Annotated in this window: 16 protein-coding genes; 11 read left to right on the top strand and 5 right to left on the bottom strand. The window is 68.1% G+C overall.

Annotated elements, in window-relative coordinates; all coding sequences use genetic code 11:
- From VF794_RS41115 to VF794_RS41105, 3 genes are all read left to right on the top strand, one after another.
- The coding region (locus VF794_RS41115) for a hypothetical protein (protein ID WP_331119431.1) at window positions 1–227 on the top strand (227 nt) is incomplete at its 5' end.
- Window positions 224–2092: a serine/threonine-protein kinase gene (locus VF794_RS41110; RefSeq protein WP_331119429.1), complete on the top strand. Its 1869-nt coding sequence runs from the start codon at window positions 224–226 to the stop codon at window positions 2090–2092. The genes VF794_RS41115 and VF794_RS41110, both read left to right, overlap by 4 nt.
- Window positions 2093–2287: 195 nt before the next feature.
- Window positions 2288–3103, top strand: coding sequence for a Uma2 family endonuclease (locus VF794_RS41105; protein ID WP_331119434.1), 816 nt, complete (start codon window positions 2288–2290; stop codon window positions 3101–3103).
- Window positions 3104–3124: 21 nt separating this feature from the next.
- On the opposite strand, the gene VF794_RS41100 is transcribed toward VF794_RS41105, so the two are convergent.
- Together VF794_RS41100 and VF794_RS41095 are read right to left on the bottom strand one after the other, a co-directional pair.
- Window positions 3125–4336: a PLP-dependent aminotransferase family protein gene (locus VF794_RS41100; protein ID WP_331119427.1), complete on the bottom strand. Its 1212-nt coding sequence runs from the start codon at window positions 4334–4336 to the stop codon at window positions 3125–3127.
- Between the two features lie 2 nt (window positions 4337–4338).
- Window positions 4339–4809, bottom strand: a complete 471-nt coding sequence (locus VF794_RS41095) for an Lrp/AsnC family transcriptional regulator (RefSeq protein WP_331119425.1) — start codon at window positions 4807–4809, stop codon at window positions 4339–4341.
- A 148-nt stretch (window positions 4810–4957) separates the two neighbouring features.
- Between VF794_RS41095 and VF794_RS41090 the strand changes: the two genes are divergently transcribed.
- Both VF794_RS41090 and VF794_RS41085 read left to right on the top strand, forming a co-directional pair.
- The gene (locus VF794_RS41090) at window positions 4958–6457 is read left to right on the top strand and encodes a bifunctional metallophosphatase/5'-nucleotidase (RefSeq protein WP_331119423.1); all 1500 of its coding nucleotides are present in this window, start codon (window positions 4958–4960) and stop codon (window positions 6455–6457) included.
- A 90-nt stretch (window positions 6458–6547) separates the two neighbouring features.
- Entirely contained in the window at window positions 6548–7150 is a 603-nt protein-coding gene (locus VF794_RS41085; RefSeq protein ID WP_331119421.1) for a hypothetical protein, read from the top strand.
- A gap of 64 nt (window positions 7151–7214) precedes the next feature.
- On the opposite strand, the gene VF794_RS41080 is transcribed toward VF794_RS41085, so the two are convergent.
- Window positions 7215–7697, bottom strand: a complete 483-nt coding sequence (locus tag VF794_RS41080) for a nuclear transport factor 2 family protein (RefSeq protein ID WP_331119419.1) — start codon at window positions 7695–7697, stop codon at window positions 7215–7217.
- A gap of 152 nt (window positions 7698–7849) precedes the next feature.
- On the opposite strand from VF794_RS41080, the gene def reads away from it, so the two are divergent.
- A complete protein-coding gene (gene def, locus VF794_RS41075; RefSeq protein ID WP_331119417.1) occupies window positions 7850–8356 on the top strand; it encodes a peptide deformylase in 507 nt (168 codons plus the stop codon).
- A gap of 3 nt (window positions 8357–8359) precedes the next feature.
- Here the strand turns inward: def and VF794_RS41070 are convergent, their stop codons facing one another.
- Complete coding sequence (locus VF794_RS41070) at window positions 8360–9430, bottom strand: hypothetical protein (RefSeq protein WP_331119415.1); 1071 nt, start codon at window positions 9428–9430, stop codon at window positions 8360–8362.
- A 112-nt stretch (window positions 9431–9542) separates the two neighbouring features.
- Between VF794_RS41070 and VF794_RS41065 the strand changes: the two genes are divergently transcribed.
- Together VF794_RS41065 and VF794_RS41060 are read left to right on the top strand one after the other, a co-directional pair.
- On the top strand, window positions 9543–10337 hold the full coding sequence (locus VF794_RS41065) for an SPFH domain-containing protein (protein WP_331119413.1): 795 nt from the start codon (window positions 9543–9545) through the stop codon (window positions 10335–10337).
- Between the two features lie 57 nt (window positions 10338–10394).
- On the top strand, window positions 10395–10808 hold the full coding sequence (locus VF794_RS41060; protein ID WP_331119411.1) for a hypothetical protein: 414 nt from the start codon (window positions 10395–10397) through the stop codon (window positions 10806–10808).
- Window positions 10809–10812: 4 nt separating this feature from the next.
- Here VF794_RS41060 and VF794_RS41055 read toward each other — a convergent pair whose 3' ends face one another.
- Window positions 10813–12360: a sigma 54-interacting transcriptional regulator gene (locus tag VF794_RS41055; RefSeq protein WP_331119409.1), complete on the bottom strand. Its 1548-nt coding sequence runs from the start codon at window positions 12358–12360 to the stop codon at window positions 10813–10815.
- 492 nt (window positions 12361–12852) lie between these two features.
- Between VF794_RS41055 and glnII the strand changes: the two genes are divergently transcribed.
- The 3 genes from glnII (at window position 12853) to VF794_RS41040 (ending at window position 17553) form a co-directional block, all read left to right on the top strand.
- Entirely contained in the window at window positions 12853–13872 is a 1020-nt protein-coding gene (gene glnII, locus VF794_RS41050; RefSeq protein WP_331119407.1) for a glutamine synthetase GlnII, read from the top strand.
- A gap of 186 nt (window positions 13873–14058) precedes the next feature.
- Entirely contained in the window at window positions 14059–14241 is a 183-nt protein-coding gene (locus tag VF794_RS41045) for a CsbD family protein (protein WP_331119405.1), read from the top strand.
- 165 nt (window positions 14242–14406) lie between these two features.
- Window positions 14407–17553, top strand: coding sequence for an alpha-amylase family glycosyl hydrolase (locus VF794_RS41040; protein WP_331119403.1), 3147 nt, complete (start codon window positions 14407–14409; stop codon window positions 17551–17553).
- The last annotated feature ends 681 nt before the right edge of the window (window positions 17554–18234 follow it).

Below are 18234 nucleotides of genomic sequence, written 5' to 3'. Positions count from 1 at the left end.
CCTGGCCGCTGGTGCAGGCACGGCTGCGGGCCACGCTCGCGGAGGGCGAACTCCTGGAGTGGCCCGCGCATCTGGTCTCGGGTCAAGCGGGCGCCATCCGCCAGCGCCACGTTCTGACAGGACTGCTTCCGGAAGGCGCTTCACGGTTGGAACTGGCACTGGATGGGGAGGACGCACCCGGGGACTTCCATCCCCTGCCTCCGAACGAGGAGCCCGCGCACCCATGAGCCCGCCACTGCACCCCAACCAGCTCGGTGCGGGAGACACCGTGCGGGATTTCCGCATCGTGCGCCGGCTGGGAGTCGGCGGCTTCTCCTTCGTCTTCCTCATGGAGCGCGCGGGCCGTCCTTACACGCTGAAGATGGCGGCCCGCCCCGTCTCCAAGGAGGACGAGGACCAGGTGGATGCGTGGATTCGCCGCGAGGTGGCCTCGTTGGAGTACCTGACGCATCCCAGCCTGCTGCCCGTGCTCGAGTGGGGTCGGTGGCCCGAGCCGGAGACGGGCTACGCATGGTTCGTCACCCCCTATATCGAGGGAAGCACCTTCCACGCGTGGCGCTGGCACGAGCGCGCTTGCCTCGACCGTACCGTGGGGGTGCTGAGTGCGCTGTTGAAGGCGCTGGAGGTGCTCCACGGGCAGGGCGTGTTCCACCGGGATCTCAAGGCGGAGAACCTCCTGGTACGGTGGGTGGATGACGAGGCGTTTCTCATCGACTTCGGCTCGGCGCATCTGCCGTGGGCTCGCCGGCTGACGGACGGGCTGGCCCCGGGCACGCTGCATGTCCAGCCTCCCGAGGTCATCACCTTCCTGTTGTCCGAGGCTGTGCGCACGGGCTCTCGCATGGAGGCCCTGCCGTCCTCGGACCTGTATGCCTTTGGCGTGCTGCTCTACGAGACGCTCACCAATTGCCGTCCCTTCAGCACCCGGGTGCCGCTGAGTCAGTTGCTCATCTCCATCGCCTCCGCGTCTCCGCTGGACCCCCGGAGGCTGGCTCCCGAGGCGCCCGCCTCACTGTGTGCGCTGGCCTTGAGGCTGTTGGAGAAGGACCCCGAGAAGCGCCCCCCGAGCGCCCGCGCTGTCCGGGAGGAATTGGAGCGGCTGCGCGCGGAGGAGCGACACACCGCCCCCTGGCAGGCTCCAGCGAGACGGCCTTCCGAGTCCGCGCGGGCGTGCGAGTTGCCCGCGAACGTGGACCTGCTGGAGGAGGAGGTGGTGGTGGAAGCGCCACCGGAGCCGGAGCCTCCGCCGCCCCAGGAGGCTCGTTCCCCCGAGCGGGCACCGGGGGGAGAACGGTGGCCGCGACGCCTCGCCGCACTGGGCTTCTTGCTGGGGCTTCTCGGGGTAGGGTGGATGCTCCTCCGCGTGGCGCATGCCCCTCTTGGGGAGGATGGCTTCCGCGCGGAGCCCACCGCGCCGGCAGCTCCGGCGCCTTCCGCGAAAGGAACGCAGCCCGTGTCCTCCTCTTCCCCCGCTGAACTTCCCACCCCGGTGCGGGCCCCCTCCCGCCGCTGTGCGCTGCTCACCAGCGTGCTGGGAGTGGTCACCGCGCAGCTCGCCGGGTGCGCCACCGCGCCCGTGCGGCCCGACCCCATCGGCTACCTCGCCAGGTGTTCCCCCGAAGCCAGGGCCACCCCCGTCAAGTTGGGCATCACGCCCGACGAGCAGGGCTCCTTCCTGGAGACAGGCACTCCGGCCTCGGACCAGTCCATCGAGGATGGGGGGTCCCTCAATCTCCGGCCCGGACCCGTCACCGCCTCCATGCTCGTGGAGATGAAGGGAGAGGAGCTGTACGTGCGGATCTCGGGCGAGGCGGTGACGATGCCTCACCGCGTCTACATGCAGTTCGACAAGCTCCACCTGCCGGATGGCACCTCGCTGCCCATCTGTGGCGTGGCGGTGGATGACCTGCACCAGTACGGCATTCCCACCTACGCGAAGCTGCCCAATACGGGAGGCCGGGTGGACCCGGCCCGGGTGGACAAGAGCCCCGGCAGCGTGGTGCTCATCCATCCGCGCTTCGAGACGGTGTTGCAGGGCCCCGAGGGCTACCCAATGCCGCGCGTCGGCTGGGCCCCGCCGGACTGGCGATGACGCACCGGGTGGTAGTCAATCGACTCGTTCTGTCAGGGGTGACCTGTAATATCCCCATGCCTATGATGACCCGGGAGGTAAGGCATGAGGGTGGAACGCAAGGACGCGCACGGCGAAGAGTCGCGAGAGCCGGTGGAGGACGGTGGCGAGGGGTGGGCGATTGACGGAGGAGGAGGGGCGTCACAGGCTGAAGACATGGCGGAGCGGAACGGCTCGGAGGAGGACAGGTACCCGCGCGCACCCATGCAGGCGGAGTGGGACGCGATGAGCCCGGAGGAGCGGGAGCGGGTGGTGGCCTCCCTGCCCGGCGAGGTGACGGACGCGGAGATGTCGCCCCCGGAGGGGGACAGGCACTTTCAGGCCAAGGTGGGCGCGCTGGACACGTTGCGCGGCTACTTCGCGCGGCAGCGGAGGCGGGTGTACCTGGCGGCCGAGCTACCGGTGTACTACCCCGGGGCACGCCGCTTCGCGCCGGACCTGCTGGCGGTCTTGGACACCGACGCGCACCAGCGGGACAAGTGGATGGTGAGCGCCGAGGGCAAGGGGCTGGACTTCGTGCTCGAGGTGCACGTGGGGGGCGACCGCAAGAAGGACGCGGAGAGGAACGTGGAGCGCTACGCCAGCCTCGGCATCCCCGAGTACTTCATCTACGACCGGGGGAGGCAACAGCTTCTGGGCTATCGGCTCCCACGACCTGGCGCGCAGGAGTACGTGCCCGTGGTGCCCCGGGACGGGAGCCATGTCTCGGAGCGGCTGGGGTTGGAGCTGCGCCTGGAGGAGGGGCGGCTGCGCTTCTACTCTGGCCAGGACATGCTGCTGGAGTCCGAGGAGATGATCGCCCGCCTGGAGCAACTGGCCGAAGGGCTCCAGCGACGGGCGGATGAGGAGGCCCGGCGAATGGAGGAGGTTCAGCGGCGAGCGGTAGCGGCCGAGCGACGGGCGTCGGACGCGGAGCGCCGGGTGGCCGAGCTCCAGGCCGAGCTGGAACGGCTCAAGGGGGGACGCCGCTGAGCGCCCCCTCCTTTCCACGGCTCACTGCTGGGAGGCGATGACCGCGCCGAGCCGGCGCATGCCCTCTTCAATGAGCTCGGGGGGGCGGTTGGAGTAGTTGAGGCGCATGAACTCGCTGCGCGGCTCGGAGGCGAAGAAGGGGGAGCCGGGCACGAAGGCGACGCGCTTGTCGAGCGCCAGCGGGAAGAGGGTATCGGCGCTCAGGCCGCGGGGCAGCTCCACCCAGATGAACATGCCGCCCTCGGGGTGGGTCCACCGGGTGCCCACGGGCATGTGCTTCTCCAGCGAGGAGAGCATCGTCTGGCAGCGCTCGCCGTAGACGGCGCGCAGCTGCTCCAGGTGGGCGTTGAAGTCGAGGCGGGTCAGCAGGCGGGCGGTGGCGCGCTGCGCGAGCGTGGCGGTGTGCAGGTCCGAGGCCTGCTTGATGACGGTGAGGTGGCGGATGAGCTCGCGAGGGCCCACGGCCCAGCCGATGCGCAGCCCGGGGGCGAGCGTCTTGGAGAACGAGCCCAGGTTGATGACGACGCCCTCGGTGTCGAGCGAGGCCAGGGAGGGCAGGTGCTCGCCGCGGAAGCGCAGCTCGCCGTAGGGGTTGTCCTCGAGGATGAGGATGCGGTGGCGCTGGGCGAAGCGCACGAGCGCGTGCCGGCGCTCCAGCGACAGGGTGGTGCCCTTGGGGTTCTGGAAGTTGGGGACGAGGTAGATGAGCTTGGGCTTGCGCTCGGTGGTGGCGAGGAGGCGCTCCAGCTCGTCCACGCGCATGCCGTGGTCATCGCTGCCCACGACGGAGAAGGAGACCTCGAAGCCGCTGAAGGTCTGGAGGGCGGCGAGGTAGCTGGGGTTCTCCACCACCACCAGGTCGCCCGGGTCGAGCATCACCTTGGCGACGAGATCAATCCCCTGCTGCGAGCCGTTGGTGATGAGCACCTGGTCGGTGGCCGCGTGCAGGCCGCGCTCGGCGAGGTGGGAGACGATCCACTCGCGCAGGGGCCCGAAGCCCTCGGTGGTGCTGTACTGGAGGGCGGCGCGGCCCTCGTCGGCGAGCACCTCGGCGTGGGCCTGGGCGATGGCCTCCACGGGGAAGAGCTCGGGGGCGGGCAGGCCGCCGGCGAACGAGAGGACGTCGGGGCGCTCGGCGACCTTGAGGATCTCCCGGACGGCGGAGGCCTTCATGCGCGACATGCGCTGCGCGAGTGGGAACGCCGGGGGAGCGGAGAGGCGGGCGGCGATCATGGTCAGGCTCCTTCGAGCTCTTCTGGGGAGACGTGGACGTACGTCTCCTCCTTGATGGAGGAGAGGACGATGGTGGTGTGAGTCCGGGTGACACCGGAGATGGTGCGCAGTGTCTCGACGAGCAGGGTGTCGAGCGTCTTGGTGTTCGAGGTGCGCACCTTGAGGATGTACGAGTCCTGGCCGGCGACGCGGTGGGCCTCGAGGATCTCCGGCAGGGAGAGCACCTTGCGCGCGAAGCTCTCGAAGTACTTGGGGTGCTCGATGCTCACGCCGATGAAGGCGGTGATGTCCTTGCCCAGCCGGGCGGCGTCCACGCGGGCCGTGTAGCCGGTGATGACGCGCCGCTCCTCGAGCTTGCGGATGCGCTCGGCGACCGCCGGCTGGGACAGCCCCACCGAGCGGGAAATCTCCAGCTGCGTGGCACGGCCATCGCGCTGAAGCAGATCCACGATGCGGTAGTCGAGCTCGTCCATGGAAGACCGGAGACCTTACTTTTATAAGCCCCGAGGCAGGCAGGCGAATAAATTATATGGCTCCCTTCCCCGGTTGCAAGAGGCTCGGCCGCCTGCCTGCCGGGGCGTGGCTTGACGCGCCGCGGGGTGGGGTGTGAAGGGGAGCGCCATGAAGAAGCCCCTCGCCCTGCTCACGAGCCTCGTGCTCCTCCCGGCCTGCCAGACGACGCGTACGGTGACGCTGGTGGGGATGTCGGACTACCACTCGCACGCGGTGCCCTTCTATTCGGAGGGCGAGCCCGGCCAGGGCGGAGTGGCGAGGGTGCTGGCCTATCTGCGCGAGGCGAAAGCGCGCCCGGACACGCTGGTGGTGTCGGGGGGGGACACGGTGAACAAGGGCGTGCCCACGTGGAGTGACGAGTACGGGTGCGTGGAGTGGCCGTGGTTCAACGGGGTGTTGGACGTGATGGCGCTGGGCAACCACGACCTGGACTATGGGCCGGAGGCCTTCGAGCGGTGCCGGGCGGGCATCGACTACCCGCTGCTGTGCGCGAACCTGGTGCGAGCGGACGGCGCGCCGTACTTCCAGGTGGAGGGCCGGCCGTACCTGGTGCGCGAGGTGGGCGGGGTGAGGCTGGGTTTCTTCGCGGTGGCGGGGCCGGACATGCAGCGGCTGGTGAAGGCGGGGAACCTGCCGGCGGGGACGCGGTGGACGGACGAGAAGGAGGCTGCGAGGGCGGCGGTGGCGGCGCTGCGCGACGAGGAGCACGTGGACGCGGTGGTGCTCCTCGGGCACCAGCTGCGCGAGGACGACGAGGCCCTGGCGCGGGAGGTGCCGGGCATCGACCTCATCCTGGGCTCGCACTCCCATTACAAAGGAGAGCTGCGAGTCCTGCCGGGAACGCGGACGCACTACGTCTCGCCCTACCAATACGCGGCGTACCTCTCGGAGGTGCGCCTCCACTTCAAGGGCAAGGCCCTGGAGCGGGTGAGCGGGGGGCTGGTGAAGATGGACGGGACGCGGCGGGAGGACCCGGAGACGGCGGCGAAGGTGGCGGAAATGCAGCGGGCGCTGGTGGCCAGGAGGCCGGAGCGTTTCGAGGTGCTGGGCCGGCTGGAGAAGCCGCTGGGGGACGAGGGCATCTCGACGGGTGAGGCGGAGGTGGGCGGCTGGGCGACGGAGGTGCTGCGCCAGGCGGCGGGAGTGCACGCGTTCTTCGCGATGGCGGCGGGCTTCCGGGGCGGTTTGCCGGCGGGGGAGGTGACGGTGGAGGACTTCCATGGAGCGATTCCGTACCGCAACGTGCTGGTGACGGCGGAGGTGACGGGGGAGCAGCTCGCGCGGTGGGTGGCGCTGAGCGAATCGAAGCGGGGGACGGACGGGTACAGCCAGCGCAGCGGGGTGCGGTATGAGCTGGAGGCCGGCCGCCCTGTGAAGCTGCGAGTGTTGAAGGACCCGAAGAACCCGAATGCTGGTGACGAGCCGGTAAAGCCAGACGCCACGTATCTCTTGGGTACGACGGACTTCCAGGCCTTCGTGGCGGGCGACTACAAGGAAGCGCTCTCCGAGGCGAGCCAGGTGCGGCGCACGGAGCTGGACCTACACACGCTGCTGAAGGATGCGCTGAAGAAGGGCGCCACGAATTCCAACGTGGATGGCTTTAGGTGAGGGGAACGCAATGCCTTGCATGAATTCTGGAGAAAAGGCAGACTGCGAATGCAGTCGCGATCCCAACCCATACATAGTGCGAGGAAGCCCATGCGATTCCAGGCCAGGTCTTCATCATCCGCTGTGCTTGTTGCTCTGTGCACGCTGCTGATGGGCGGTTGCGGTGGGGGAACGCTGTCGGAGTCGGAGGAGGGCGGCACGGGCTCGGAGAGCAACGGAGACGCGCTGGGAGGCGCGACGTCCACTCCGAACACGGGCACGGGCACGTCGGAGGAGGAGGCCGCGGCGGAGGCGGAGGAGGCGGAGGAGACGGAGGAGACGGAGGAGGCCGCGGCGGAGGGGGCGGAGGCGGAGGTGGAGGATGAGGGGGTGACGATCTGCCACATTCCCCCGGGCAATCCGGTCAATGCCCACACCATCACCGTGGGAGAGCCTGCGGTGAAGGCTCACCTGCGGCATGGGGACACGCTGGGAGACTGCGGGGGCTCCAGCGAGCCCGAGCCCGATGCGGGAACGCCGCCCCCGGACGATGGGGGCACGACGACGCCGCCGGACGCGGGGACGTCGGAGCCCGACGGAGGGGGAGAGGCCCCGTCCTGCACGGGGGTCAACGAGGCGTGCGGCGGCGAGAATGCGTGCTGCACCGGCCTGACGTGCCACTCGAGCGGCGTCTGCGTGCCCAGCGTCAACTGAGCGTGGGCACGTAGCGGGGAATCACGGTGGGAGCGGGGAGCGGAGTGGGGTTCGTCTTGGAACCTCAGGACCCGGAGATGCCCCGCTCCCGCATGAACTTGTCGAGGGTACCCCCGGCCTGGGCCCGGACCTTGTTGCGCAGGAAGGGGCTCCAGCCGAGCACCATCCCCGCGGGTCCGAGGGCCTGCCGGGACCACGCCCAGAAGTCGAAGCGGTCGGTGTGGCGGAGGATCTTCCCGTCCTTGAACTCGAAGGTGGCGTCGATGCGGTTGAGCACCTTGCGACCGGTGCCGCTGAACGTATAGCGGGCCTCCCAGTGGGCGCTGCCGGTGCGGTCATCGGCCTGGACGTCTCGAAAGGAGAGCTCGAGGTCCTTGCCGCGCTCGCAGAGCATGGTCCACATGGAGGTGACGCGGGCGTGGCGGAGGCCGGGGAAGACGGGGTCGGAGAACTCGGCGTCGGGGTGGTAGCAGGCGGCCATGGCCTGGGCGTCGCGACGCTGGAAGGCCGAGTAGAAGTCGGTGAGGAGCTGGGCGTTGGGGTGCATACGCGGGGTGTAGCAGACCCACGCACCGGGCGCTGCTTCCCGAGGCGGGAGTCGGGGCGGAAACAGGACGGGTACACACGGGGCGCACGAGGGGGCATGCCCGGTGTAGAAGGGCGCTTCACGCGCTCTCACGCCTGGAGAAGAGACACCGTATGGCTCGCGACATCGTCATCTGGCCCAACAAGGTTCTGACCACGCCGACGAAGCCGGTGACGGACTTCGGAGAGGGGCTGACGAAGCTGCTCGACGAGATGTTCGACTCGATGAAGGAGGCCGAGGGCATCGGCATCGCGGCGAACCAGATTGGGGTGTCGGCGCGGTGCTCGTGGGTGGGCCGCGAGGACGGGACGTTCTTCGAGATCATCAACCCGGAGATTCTGGAGAAGTCGGGGCCGGTGACGCTGGAGGAGGGGTGCCTGTCGGTGCCGGAGCAGTTCGAGAAGACGCCTCGATTCCACAAGGTGAAGGTGAAGTACCAGGACCGGACGGGAGCGTGGCACGAGCTGGAGGCGGAGGGCCGCCTGGCGCACGTGCTCCAGCACGAGATCGGCCACCTGAACGGGCAGGTCTTCGTGGAGCTGCTGTCGAACCTGAAGCGGGGCCTGATCCTGGAGAAGATGACCAGGCTCCAGAAGGCCATGAAGCGCAAGAAGGACTGAGGCTCACCTCACCGAGCGGTTGAGACTGGTGCGCAGCCCGGTCTTCACGGAGGACAGCAGCCGGTCGGAGAGCTGGATGTACCGCTCACCGGTCTCGCCCTCGAAGGCCATGTCGTTCCACGAGCCCATGCCGCCGAAGACATCGGAGGAGGCGGCGCAGAGGGCGAGCTGGATGGCGGGGGTGGGCAGGTCGTTGAGCTGGAGGAGCTCGACGAGATCCTCGACGGGCTGGGGCTCCAGGGAGAGCCGGAGGTGGGAGCGGCGGAAGAGCTTGCTCCAGGAGCGCAGGCCGTGGGCGTGGGCGAAGTCCCGGATGGCCTCGAGGGTGGAGGCGAGGGACGCGCGAGCGGAGTCGAGATCGCGCTCCAGCTCATCCTCGGAGCCGGGCCCGGCGTAGAGGTACTCGAAGGAGAGGCCGGGGGAGTCGGAGGCCGAAGCGAAGAAGTCATTCCACTGCTCGGCCTCGTGGGAGTCGAGCCCGTCCTCGCCCGCGGAGGCGTACTCGACCTCGGCGCCGGCGGACATGAAGCGCGAGACGATGTCCTGCATCTCGTCGGGGGAGCGGTGGCCGAGGGAGCCCTCGAGGTCAGCGACCTCGGTGTCGAGCTCGCGGGCGAGCACCTCGGTGAGGGCGGCGGCGTGCTTGCGCCCCTGGATGAAGGCGAGGAGCTGGGGGCCGCTGATGTCGTAGCGCTCGGGCTCCACCTCGCGAGGGACGAAGCGCTCGACGCGCTCCCCATCGGCGAAGAGGAGGAAGCCAATGCCTCCATTGTCGATGGCCTCGCGGACCTCGTGGGGGAGGGATTCGAGGCTGGGGTCGGAGACATCGACGGAGGGGAAGGGGGAGACCCAGAGGCGGGCGGAGGCGGCGGGGTGGTTCTCCAACCACTCCTCGAAGGAGAGGCGCTCGCCGCCGGCGTCCACGATGGTTACCCGCGAGTCGAAGGAACTCTTGGAGCGGAGGCTGATGCCCATGAGTTCCTCGACGGCATCCCAGCGGGTCTTCGACGGCGCGGCGAGGGCGCGGTTGCCGGTGGTGACGAGGACGGCGGTGCACAGGTCGATGGGGCGCATGGTGAACACATTACACGAGGAGTAAGGACGGCTGCCCTTGGCGCGTGTCAGGGGGGCGTGATGGAGTCACCCCCCCCCTGTTACCTGGAGCTGCGTGCGCGTGGAACCTCTCATGATGGGTGTGATCGCCGGCATGGTGGGCCTGGGCGTGCTGGGGGGGATGATCTTCCTGTGGCGTTACCGCCGGGTGGGGGCGGGGGAGGCGCTGGTGGTGGAGCAGGCGGGGGCGCCGACGCGGGTATGTTTTGGAGGAGCGCCGGTGTTGCCAGTGGTGCAGCGGGCGGAGGTCTTGGACTTGTCGGCGAGGAAGGTGGTGGTGGAGCGGAGGGGGCGACAGGGGCTGTCGTGCCGGGACGGAATCCGGGTGGACGTGAGGGCGACGTTCCTGGTGAAGGTGGAGCGGCGGCCGGAGGATGTGCTGCGGGTGGCGCGGGAGGTGGGGTGCGCCAGGGCCAACCGGGTGGAGGAGGTGCAGGCGCTGTTGGAGGAGCGCTTCGCGTGCGTGCTGGCCAACGCGGCGAGCACGTTCAACTTCGACGAGCTGGTGGGGGACCGGAGCCTCTTCATCGACCATGTGATGATGGAGGCGGGGGACGAGCTGCTGGGCTTCAAGCTGGAGAAGGTATCGCTGGGGCGGCTGGATCAGACGCCGCTGGACCAGTTGGATCCAACCAACGTGCTGGATGCGCGGGGAATCCTGAAGCTGACGGAGCGCTCGACCCGGCTGGCGGTGGAGAAGAACGAGCAGGAGCGCCACCGGCTGTGGATGGAGGAGCGGGAGCGGCAGGAGGAGGAGCTGCGCCAGACGGAGGCGCGGCGCAAGGGCGGGGAGGAGGAGCCGCCGCGGAAGGAAGCGGACCTGGAGTGGGAAGTGGAGAAGGCCTTGGCGGAGCGAGCGCGCAACTGAGCCCCACCCCTACTGCCCGCGAGCGGGCGTGCGAGGCAACCCGTGTAGGATCCGCTCATGTCCGCCGGATCGAACCAAGAACCCCTTCGCTGGTACCTGACCGCTCCGGTCATCTGGGTATTCGGCATCCCCCACTTCATTCCCCTGCTGGGTGTCTACATGTTGCTGGGAGGAACGAACGAGGGGGCGTTCTTGCTCATGATGGCCGGACTGGCCGCCACGGGCTGCTTGTTGGGCATCGTCCAGGCGTTCATCGTCAGCCCGTGGGCGCTGCTCGTCACGCCCGTGTCCTTCGTCCTGGGCTATGCGCCGACGCCGTATCTCATGTTCGGAAGGGGCTCGAACTCCCCCACCTCGTTCGGCACGGTGGTGCTGGTGACGTTCCTGACCTCCACGTTCTGTGTGACGGTGGGGCAGTGGCTGCTGTCGCTGGGGACTCACGGCGAAGAGGCCACTGAAGAAGTGGAGTGAACCGTCACCCGCGGAAGCGCGAGCAATCAATCTCGTACTTGGTGCACTTGTAGTTGACGATGCGCTCGGTGGTGCGCAGGAGCCGAGCGGCCTTGGCGCGATTGCCCCGGGTGGTCTTCAAGGCATCGACGATCAAATCCTTCTCGAACTGCTCGACGGCATCGGTGAGGGAGGTATTGGTGACGGTCTCCGAGGCCTCGGCGGTCTGAAGGGTGGGCGGCAGGTGGTGCCCATGGATGGCATTGCCATCGCAGACGAGGACGGAGCGCTCGATGATGTTCTCCAACTCGCGCACATTCCCGGGCCAGTGGTAGCTGACGAGCATGTCGATGGCGGGGGTGGAGATGCGCTTGATGTTCTTGCCGTGCTCGCGGGCGTACTTGGCGACGAAGTGGTCGGCGAGCAGGAGCAGGTCGGACTTGCGCTCGCGCAGGGGCGGGATGAAGAGGGTGAAGACGTTGAGGCGGTAGTAGAGGTCCTCGCGGAAGGACTTCTCGGAGATGGCGGTCTCGAGGTCCTTGTGGGTGGCGGCGATGAGGCGGACGTTGGCCTTGAGGGTCTCCGTGCCGCCGACGCGCTCGAACTCACGCTCCTGGATGACGCGCAGGAGCTTCACCTGGGTGGAGGGGTTGATTTCGCCAATCTCATCCAGGAAGAGGGTGCCGCCCTCGGCGAGCTCGAAGCGGCCGCGCTTGCGGGCCTGGGCGCCGGTGAAGGCCCCCTTCTCATAGCCGAAGAGTTCGGACTCGATGAGCGTCTCGGGGAGGGCGGCGCAGTTGACCTTGATGAAGGGCTTCTTGGCGCGGGTGGAATTGTAGTGGAGGGCGTGGGCGATGAGTTCCTTGCCGGTGCCGGACTCACCCCGGATGAGGACGGTGGTGTTGGTGCGAGCGACCTGGTGGATCTGCTCGTAGACCTGCCGCATGGGGCCGGAGGTACCGATGATGTTGGAGAAGTCGTAGCGCTCGCGCAGCTCCTGGCGGAGGGTGGTGTTCTCCTCGAGGAGCTTCTTGCGCTCGTCCTCCAGGAGGCGGTGGGCGGCGAGGGCCTGACCGATCATGGAGGCGACGACGCTGAAGAGGCGGGTCTCCTCCTCGTAGTCGCGGCCCTTGTCGAAGATCAGGTCCACGCCGAGGGTGCCGACGGGCTTGCGGTGCAGGAGGATGGGGACGCAGAAGAAGGAGAGCTCCTGGCTGCTCTCCTTGCGACCGCGGAAGGCACGGTGGAGGAAGAGGGGCTCGCGGCTGACCTCGGGGACGACGATGGGCCTGGCGCTCTGGACGACGCGGCCGGTGATGCCCTCGCCGAGCCGGTAGCGGGCCTTGCGACCTTCCGCGCTCAAGCCGATGGAGGCCTCGATGTAGAGGTCCCCGGTATCGGTATCCAGGAGGGTGACGGCGCCGCGGACGACGCCGTGGTAGCGCTCGAGCCGCTCCAGCACCCGGTGCAGCGAGGCCCGCAGGTCATTGGCGCCGGCGAGGGCCTGGCTCACCTCCAGGAGGCTGGCGAGGGCGGGGTGCCTGCCTGGCTGCTCGGTCGACCGCTTCGGCATGGGCATGGGTGCTTCTCCTGCCGGGCGTGAGAGAGGGGGCCCGGAGCCACTCCGACAATTTCGTCGGTTCTCTGGTGGAGAGCTACAAAATTGTAGGCGGGGTTGTCGGGACTTCTGGGGGCAGGCAGGCGCCGAGCGTTCAGGATCCGCCTTCCGGAGGGGTGTTCTCCGTTGAGTTCCGGGCAGGATCGGGTGCCAGGTGCCGGGTGGCTCCGCGCGCCCGACATGAGCCTTCGGCGGGGCCGCTGGGGCTCGGACGACACTTCCGACAATTTCGTAAGAAGCGTGCCCATCTCCTACAAAAATGTCAGTCCCTGGGGGGCTCCCCTGGAGGGGGTCGTGGAACATCCCCTGCTATTTCGAGGGTTTCCGGCCGACCTCGGCGGCGCGAGCCCGTTGGCACCGCGTCTGCAAAAGGGTCCTGGCGTGAGTGAGGCCCGGTGAGGGCCGCGAGAAACCGGCCCTGAGAGGGCCCCCTGTGGAGGACGCGGAATGCGCAAGGTCGTGATGGCGGAGTACATCTGGATCGACGGGCAGAAGCCGACGGCGAAGCTGCGGTCGAAGATGAAGGTGGTGGAGCAGGAGGCGGTCCGGAGCCTCACGGATTTGCCCGACTGGAGCTTCGACGGCTCGAGCACGTACCAGGCGGAGGGAAAGAAGAGCGACCTGCTGCTGAGGCCGGTGCGCTACATCCCGAACCCGCTGCGGCCGGGGACGCCGGACATCCTGGTGCTGTGCGAGGTGATGAACCCGGACGGCAGCCCGCACTGGAGCAACACGCGGGCGCCGCTGCGCGCGGTGGCGGAGAAGCACAAGGCGGAGGAGCCGTGGTTCGGCCTGGAGCAGGAGTACACGCTCTTCGAGGGCAACCGTCCGCTGGGCTGGCCGGACAAGGGCTTCCCGGCGCCGCAGGGTGGGTACTACTGCGGCGTGGGGAGCGACGAGGTGTTCGGTCGCAAGCTGGTGGAGGCGCATGCCGAGGCGTGCCTGAAGGCGGGGCTGCGGCTGTGCGGCACGAACGCCGAGGTGATGCCGGCCCAGTGGGAGTTCCAGGTGGGCCCGCTGTCGCCGCTGGATGTGGGTGACGAGCTGTGGCTGGCGCGCTGGCTGCTGTACCGGATGGGCGAGGAGTACGGCATCAGCGCGACGCTGCACCCCAAGCCGGTGAAGGGTGACTGGAACGGGACGGGCTGCCACACCAACTTCAGCACGAAGTCGATGCGCGAGCCGGGCGGCATCAAGGTCATCGAGGCGGCGTGCGAGAAGCTGCGTGGACGTCACGACGCGCACATCCAGGTGTACGGCGCGCACAACGTGGAGCGCCTGACGGGCCTGCACGAGACGGCCCCGATCACCGTGTTCCGTTACGGGGTGAGCGACCGCGGCTCGTCCATCCGCATCCCGCTGCAGACGGCGAACGAGGGCAAGGGCTACTTCGAGGATCGGCGCCCGGCGGCGAACTGCGACCCGTACGAGGTGTGCCGCATCATGCTCGAGACGGTCTGCGGCTGAGACCGTCGTGAAGGACTCCTTGGGGTAAGGAGAGCGCTGGCTCGGCGGACGGGAGGTGTCGGGCCTCCCGTCCGTCGGGCCCGGCGTATAAAGGACGCTTGCTGGGCTCTCGGGCGGACGAGCCCCCGTGGAGTGCCTGTCCCCGACTCCGGTACCTAAGTTCGAACGGTACAAGGAGGGAATGCCATGGGTGAGTGGACGGACAAGCTGAAGGGGCGGGTGAAGGAGACGGTGGGTACGGCCACGGGTGATCGTGAGCTGGAGGCCGAGGGCAAGAAGGACAGCCTCAAGGGCGCGGTGAAGGGGAAGGTCGAGGACGCGAAGCGGGTCATCAAGGACGCCGATGACGAGCTGAAGGGCCGCCACTAGCGGTCGCGTCGTTCCAACCAATCGCTGACGTCGAGGCGGGCCGCGGGGCAGCACCCCGTGGCCCGTCTGCCGTTTGGGGCTGGCGGAAATTCGCACAACTCCGATCTATGGTGCCCCGACAATACAGGGCGCCAGCATTCCGCCGTTGGGCGGGAGGAGACGATCGTGGGTTCTTCGAAGATCAATCAACCCCCCAAGAGTGTGGTGGTCGGAGGGAAGCCGAAGAGCGAAGCGCCCGCGAGCGGTCGTGAGGTGCGCAAGGAGAACGCCGCCGTCGGACCGGAGAAGACGGGGACGGCGGAGCGGAAGTCGGCCGCGGGGGGCGCGAAGGCCTCGGACGCCTTCGAGACGAAGAAGCGGCCGGCCGCGGCGGGGAAGGACTCGGCCTTCGAGACGGCGGCACGCTCTGGGAGTGCGCGCGGAGTGGACTCCGCGTTCGAGACGACGGGCACCGTGGCGGCGCGCAACGTGCTGGGGACCCGGTCCACGGTGGGCACCCCGGTGAAGCGCTCCATCACGCTGGTGTACGACGCGGGGCCGCACGCGAAGCTCACCAACCTTCAGGTGAAGGGGAGCTGGGACAGCACGGGCCGCTACAGCGGACAGTGGGACGAGCGCACCATTCCGATGAAGCCCCTGGGGGACGGCAAGTGGGGGGCGACGGTGGAGGTGCTCGACGATGGGCAGCAGCACGACTGGGAGTGGGGCGTGCTGGCGGATGGCCCCGCGGGGAAGGGTCAGTGGGCGGTGATGGGCGAGGGCAACCTGAAGCTGGACCTGAAGAAGGCCACGGCGAGGTACGCGCCGACGACGTACCACGAGATGGGAGCGAAGCGCTCGGGGTCGGACGCGACGTTCAAGCTGTGGGCGCCGAACGCGAAGAGCGTGCAGGTGAAGGTGACGGACGCGGAGGGGAAGGTGCAGCGCTTCGCGATGACGCCAGACGAGGAGGGCAACTGGTCGGCGAAGGCGAAGGGCAAGTGGAAGGACCTGGTGGGCAAGTCGTACGTCTACGAGGTGGTGGACTCGGCGGGGGTGACGAGCGAGCGGCCGGACCCGTACGCGCGGGAGATGATGGGGGAGCAGCGGGGCCTGGGGCGGATGTACCTGGACGCGAAGACGGGCCAGGAGGTGAACCGGTACGCGCCGGGGAACCACGAGCTGATGCGCTTCGACATCGATGACGAGGAGGACGCGCACAGCGCGTACCTGGTGTTGAAGGACGCGAGCGGCCGGCCGCTGAGCAAGGACGAGCTGGTGGCGCGGTTGGGGAGCTTCGACGCCTCGCTGGTGAACAAGCTGCACGAGGGGAAGCACAACAACTTCTGGTCGGAGAACGTGGAGCCGGACGGCCGCATCCGGATGACGAACGAGGGCGGGGCGTGGTCGGCGCTGGTGAACGACCCGAAGAAGCTGGTGGGGCTGCGCTACGAGCTCCAGGTCTACGAGAAGGACGCCCAGGGCGAGCTGCGGCTGAGGGACGACCCGAACGGGGACGGGCGGCTGAGCGACGTGGAGCGGCGGAAGTCGACGAACAACGACCCGTGGAGCGACGTCATCACGGAGGGGAGCGGGGTGACGTTCCGGGGCTCGGTGATCACGGACCCGACGAGCCACGCGTGGAAGAACGACAACGCGCCGAGGGAGAAGGACCCGAGCAAGTGGGTGGTGTACCAGCTGCACGTGGGGAGCTTCCTGGGCGAGGCGAAGAACGCGGACCGCTCGACGCTGGAGGACCTGACGGCGAAGCTGGACTACTTCAAGAAGCTCGGAGTGAACACGCTGGAGCTGTTGCCGGTGAACGAGGTGGAGGGGAACCGGAACTGGGGCTACCTGGGGGTGAACAGCCTGGCGGTGGAGAGCGCGTTCGGCTTCGAGGACGCGGATGGGAAGTGGGTGAGCGGGACGGAGGCGCTGAAGCGCTTCATCGACGAGGCCCACGCGAAGGGGATGAACGTGATCTCCGACGTGGTCTACAACCACGTGCACGGGGACTACAACGGGCTGTGGGGAATGGGAGGCCCGGAGAACCCGTACTTCAACTGGTCGAAGGAGCCGGGGAAGTTCGAGCAGCGGGACACGCCGTGGGGAGCGGTACCGGCGTACTCGAACCCGAAGGTGAAGCAGCTCTTCGTGGACCACGCGGTGGCGCAGGTGGAGGAGTTGCACTTCGACGGGCTGCGCTTCGACTTCACGGAGCCCATCAAGGGAGTGGGGGGGAAGGATGGCTGGGAGCTGCTGCGGGAGATCAACCGGCAGGTCCACTTCTTCAACCCCAACGTATGGACGGTGGCGGAGCAGTTCGACTACGACCCGGGCATCTCGAGGCCTTCGCAGAAGGATGGGACGGGGGGCGGCTTCGACGCGCAGTGGTACACGGAGTTCCAGCACCGGCTGGTGAATGACAGCTCGAATCCGGGGCTGATCCAGGCGGCGGCGAGGGGGCTGAAGACGGACATGGACGCGTTCATGTCCATGATGACGAGCCCGCGAGGACTGGACGGGTGGAAGAAGGCGCTGACGATCATTTCCAACCATGACGAGGTGGGGAACGCGCAGCGGACGGTGAACACGGCGGAGGGGGCGAAGGCGACGGAGTTCCCAGACCAATGGTCGAGGAGTGCGTCGAGGTTCGCGGCGGGAGTGGGCCTGGCGGGCCCGGGCATCCCGATGTTCTTCCAGGGGGACGAGTTCGGAGCGCAGAACGACTTCCGTTGGGGCAATCCGTCCTCGTGGGACAGCGACTGGAGTTGGGAGTCGCTGGGCAAGGACTGGAACTGGGACAAGGTGACGTTCGACGACCCGCGCAAGGTGACGTACGAGCGCCTGTTCAAGGTGTCGCCGGAGGTGCGAGCGAAGGATGGGGAGTACCAGGGGCTATCGGTGGAGGACCGGAAGGTCTTCGAGCACTTGGCGGCGATGCCTGGGGAGCAGCGGACGGAGGCGATGCTGGACATCACGCGTCGGCAGAGCTTCCGCTTCTACCAGGACGCGATCGCGCTGCGCGGGTCGAGCCCGGCGTTCCGAGCGGACGCCGAGGTGAAGCGGGTGTACACGCACAACGAGGACGCGGTGATGGCGTTCACGCGCAAGTCCGGGGACGAGGAGTACCTCGTGGTGGGGAGCCTGAACCGGAAGAACCTGGAGGGCTATACGATGCCGTTGCCGCCGGGTCGCTGGAAGGAAGTGCTGAACAGCGACGCGGGGGCCTACGGGGGCTCCAACTTCGGCAACTACGGGGCGACGCTGAGTGGCGGGAACACGAAGGTGAACATCCCGGCAGCCGGCTACGTGGTCTTGCGGAAGGAGTAGCGGGCAAGAGGGGTCTCGGGAGCCGTTTGCCGAGCAGCCCCGCTCAAGGGGAGCCTCTACCTGAGGGAGGGGGCTCCTCATGAACCCGCTTGCTCATCGAGCGAGAAGCCAAGGGCTGCTCTGCGCGGCGGAGGCCATGAGGGTGATGCGAGCGTTTCGGGAAGATTGACGCTGCGTGTATCCGTTCTCACGGGCAGAGGATGGATGAACCTACGCGAGGAACTCGCGGGCAGAGGCCCGCTGAGGGCCGTGGGGGGCATCGAAAAATCTCCCAGGTGGGGAAGGATTGCGGCGCGCCTGCGGGTTCTCTCTATAGAAGCCCGACGCGGAGCTGCCTCTCGGGATCAGTCCTCGTGAATGAGGATTTGACGACAAGGCAACAAGGCGTTAGGTATCTCTTCCCTTCGCACGACGGGCTGGCGCAACGGCGCCGCACGCTCCCGAGCGGAAGGGGTGGGGTGGCGGGTAGGACGGTTCGGTGGAGCGGGGTTGCGGTGGTGCCCCGGGTGAACGCGAAAATCGGAATACAGAGTCGGCAGTACGGAGTTGACTCTCAACGCGGCGGTGGTAGAAGCCGCGTCCCCTCGGACGGAAAGGCGAAGTCGCAGTGGCGACGGAGGCCCCGGACGAGAAGAAGTGAAAGAGGAAATACGAAGTCAACGAGCGGAGTTGACACCTGAC

The organism is Archangium sp., assembly GCF_036389735.1.
Lineage (GTDB): Bacteria > Myxococcota > Myxococcia > Myxococcales > Myxococcaceae > Archangium.
Note: the sequence above shows the minus strand (reverse complement) of the source record. Positions and strands in the feature narration are given on the sequence as shown.